The organism is Mesorhizobium sp. M7A.F.Ca.US.006.04.2.1, from assembly GCF_004022915.1.
Lineage (GTDB): Bacteria > Pseudomonadota > Alphaproteobacteria > Rhizobiales > Rhizobiaceae > Mesorhizobium > Mesorhizobium ciceri.
Genome location: NZ_RZQA01000743.1, coordinates 1 through 3,261, shown reverse-complemented (window position 1 = coordinate 3,261; position 3,261 = coordinate 1). Strand labels below are relative to the sequence as shown.

3 protein-coding genes and 1 pseudogene are annotated in these 3,261 nt (G+C 62.0%); all 4 read right to left on the bottom strand.

The window, feature by feature from the left end; genetic code table 11:
- The coding region (gene cysT, locus EN925_RS29220) for a sulfate ABC transporter permease subunit CysT (RefSeq protein WP_128337112.1) at positions 1 to 708 on the bottom strand (708 nt) is incomplete at its 3' end.
- Positions 709 to 729: 21 nt separating this feature from the next.
- Complete coding sequence (locus EN925_RS29215; RefSeq protein WP_013530876.1) at positions 730 to 1,755, bottom strand: sulfate ABC transporter substrate-binding protein; 1,026 nt, start codon at positions 1,753 to 1,755, stop codon at positions 730 to 732.
- A 220-nt stretch (positions 1,756 to 1,975) separates the two neighbouring features.
- Positions 1,976 to 2,875 carry a M15 family metallopeptidase gene (locus EN925_RS29210; RefSeq protein WP_127385290.1) on the bottom strand — a complete coding sequence of 300 codons (900 nt, stop codon included), beginning with the start codon at positions 2,873 to 2,875 and terminating at the stop codon, positions 1,976 to 1,978.
- 65 nt (positions 2,876 to 2,940) lie between these two features.
- Positions 2,941 to 3,261, bottom strand: a pseudogene (locus EN925_RS29205) (penicillin-binding protein 1C); the annotation flags it as partial.

Below are 3,261 nucleotides of genomic sequence, written 5' to 3'. Positions count from 1 at the left end.
GATCTCTGATTTGTAGGGCAAGTTGCCGGCTATGAAGATGACCGAGCCGTATTCGCCGACGCCGCGCGCGAAGGCGAGCGCGAAGCCGGTGACGATGGCCGGCGCCAGGCCCGGAAACAGGATGCGGGTGATGATCTGGAAACGATTGGCGCCAAGGGTGGCCGCGGCTTCCTCCACTTCCTTGTCGATCTCCTCCATGATCGGCTGCACGGTGCGCACGACGAAGGGCAGGCCGATGAAGATCAGCGCGATGACGATACCCAGCGGGGTATAGGCGACCTTGATGCCGAGCGGCATCAGCAATTTGCCGATCCAGCCGTTCGGCGCGTAGAGCGTGGTCAGCGCGATGCCGGCCACAGCCGTCGGCAAGGCGAAGGGCAGATCGACCATGGCATCGACGATGCGGCGGCCGGGGAAGCGGTAACGCACCAGCACCCATGCGACCAGCGTGCCGAAGACGACGTTGACAGCAGCCGCGACGAAGGCAGTGCCGAAGCTGATTCTCAGCGCATTGATGGTGCGGCGATCGGTGGCGATCGCCCAGAATTCAGGCCAGCCAAGGGCGGCCGAGCGCCAGAGCAGCCCGGATAGCGGGATGAGGATGATGAGGGTGAGGTAGGCAAGCGAGAAGCCGAGCGTCAATCCGAAACCCGGAATGACGCTCGGCTGCCTGAATCGCCACCCCGCTTGGGCGGGTGCTGTGGTCATGTCGTCCTGAATATCGACTGCTTACTGGGGCTTGTAGATCTGGTCGAATATACCACCATCGCCGAAATGATAAGGCTGTGCTTTTTTCCAGCCACCAAACTGTGGATCGTCGATGGTTACAAGTTTGATCGGCGGCAGCTTGGCGAGGTCCTCGGCCGGCACCAGATCGGGCTTGGCAGGACGATAATGGTTCTTGGCGATGATCGTCTGCGCTTCTTTGGAATAGAGCCAGCTCAGATAGGCTTCGGCGATCTTGCGCGTGCCCTTGGCATCGACATTGGCGTCGACCACTGCCACCGGCGGTTCTGCCAGGATGGAGGTCGGCGGGTAGACGATGTCGAAATTGTCGGCACCGAACTCGTCGAGCGCCAGATAGGCCTCGTTTTCCCAGGCGATAAGCACATCGCCGAGACCCTTTTGCGCGAAGGTCACGGTCGAGCCGCGCGCGCCGGTGTCGAGCACCGGGGCATTGGCGTAGAGCTTGCCGACGAACTCCTTGGTCTTGGTCTCGTCGCCGCCGTCATTGGCGTTGGCGTAGGCCCATGCGGCGAGATAGTTCCAGCGCGCGCCGCCGGACGTCTTGGGATTGGGCGTGATCACCTGGACACCGTCCTTGACGAGGTCGCTCCAGTCGTGAATGCCCTTGGGATTGCCCTTGCGCACGAGGAAGATGATGGTCGAGGTGTAGGGCGCCGAATTGTTTTCGAATTTGGTGCGCCAGTCCGGATTGATCTTCTTCGACTTCGAGACGATGGCATTGATGTCGCCTTCGAGTGCCAGCGTCACCACATCGGCGTCGAGGCCGTCGATCACGGCGCGGGCCTGGGCGCCCGATCCGCCATGCGACTGCTGGACGGTGACCGTCTCTCCGGTCTCGGCCTTCCAATGGGCGACGAAAGCTTCGTCATAGGCCTTGTAGAGCTCGCGTGTCGGATCGTAGGAGACGTTGAGAATGGTGGTATCGGCAAACGCGAAACCGAGCGTGCCGAACTGGACAGATGTGGCGACCAGTGCGCCGAGCAGTTTCCTGAAATGAGGTTTGGTCATTTCTGCCTCCGTTGAACCCGCGCCAAATCTACCGAATTGGTAGAAATTAGATGCATTCAATGTTGCCTTTTTTGCCCCTCTTGAGAAAATGTTCGGCGCCATTTCGTCCTTTGGAGAAATATTTTCCTCTTGCGGCCAAAGGAAGAATCCATGGCCCTGCCACTCAGCCTATCTAGCAATGGGTAGTGCCGAGGCAAGGTGTGGAATTTGATCCGGTGCCTCAATCGGCGGTGATGGGAAAGTCGAAACGCTGTTTGGCGAACGGTTCGCTTTTCAGCGTGAAGTGCCACCATTCCCTTGCATAGTTCTTGAAGCGGCCCGCGCGCATGGCTTCGACAAGCATCTTGCGATTTGCCGCCGCTTCACTGGCAGGGCCGCGATATGCGGTTTCGCTCATTGAATCAAAGCAGTCGAAACCGGTACCGAAATCGAGCGTGTCGGCATCCCCGGTGCCGCAGGCCGGGTTCGGGCTGGACCTGCGGTCCATCCGGGCGACGGCGACGTCGACGGTCGAGCCACGTGAATGAGTCGACAACTCTCCGACATAGCCCTTGGCGATCAGGTCGCTGCGCCTGACCTCCGGATACCATTGCGGATCGGGCGGCCCGCCCTGTTTTGTCCATTCGCCCATGTCGGCGACGGCGCGGGCAGGGCGGTAGCAATCGAACACCACCAGGGTCAGGTGTTTGGCCGCGATCGCTTTCTGGACAGCGGAGAGTGCCTTCGCCGCATCCTCGGTGAGGATGCAGACCGGGGCGCCATAGCCGTTCACCTTGCGGTGCAGAAAATTATCCGATCCGGCGTAGCGGATGTCCTGGCGGATCGAGGGGTCGACATCGGCGAGCCGGACAAAGCCGGCGGGGAGTGGGTCAGCGAGAGCAGGGAGGGTGATTGCCGTGACAAGGATTGTTGCTGCCAGTGCTGAGGCTGCCGACAGGAAAGGATCGCGCGAGGCACCCCCCTCTGCCTTGCCAGGTATCTCCCCCGCAAGGGGGGAGATTGGCAGCTTTGGCGTCCTGCTCCACCATTGATAACTGGCGAAAGCGGCAAGGACATCCGATCGCCCTCCTTGCGGGGGAGATCGCCGGCCGGCCAGAGGGGGGTGCCTCGGAACAGGCATGGGTGAAGTATCCCGCTATCCGCTGAGCCTGTGGAAAGCCAATTCCACGAATCGCTTGCAGCCGTCTATTCGACAAACACCTTCACGCTCGCCGCGCGTCCCGCGGCGTCGATGACGGTCAGCGTCGAATAGCCGGCGCCGTCGGGCTGCCAGGTCGCGGTGCGGCGACGGTCGATGCCCACCAGCGGCTTGCCGTTGGCCAGCCAGCGGAATGGCGCACGGCCGCCTTGCAGTTTCAGCACCAGCGGCGAGGCGTCGACCGAATTGGTGCCGAGATCGACGCGGGCGCCGTCGGGCGGGAAGATGATGGTCGGTGCGGGTTCGGTCACTGTCGCCTGCACCAGGCCGTCCGCTCCGGCGCCGAAGCGGGCGAGCGTCACCGGCAG

Bases quoted from the DNA above. Each gene is read 5' to 3' on its own strand.
- EN925_RS29210 (WP_127385290.1), bottom strand. From the start codon at position 2,875: ATGCCTGTTCCGAGGCACCCCCCTCTGGCCGGCCGGCGATCTCCCCCG.
- EN925_RS29215 (WP_013530876.1), bottom strand. From the start codon at position 1,755: ATGACCAAACCTCATTTCAGGAAACTGCTCGGCGCACTGGTCGCCACA.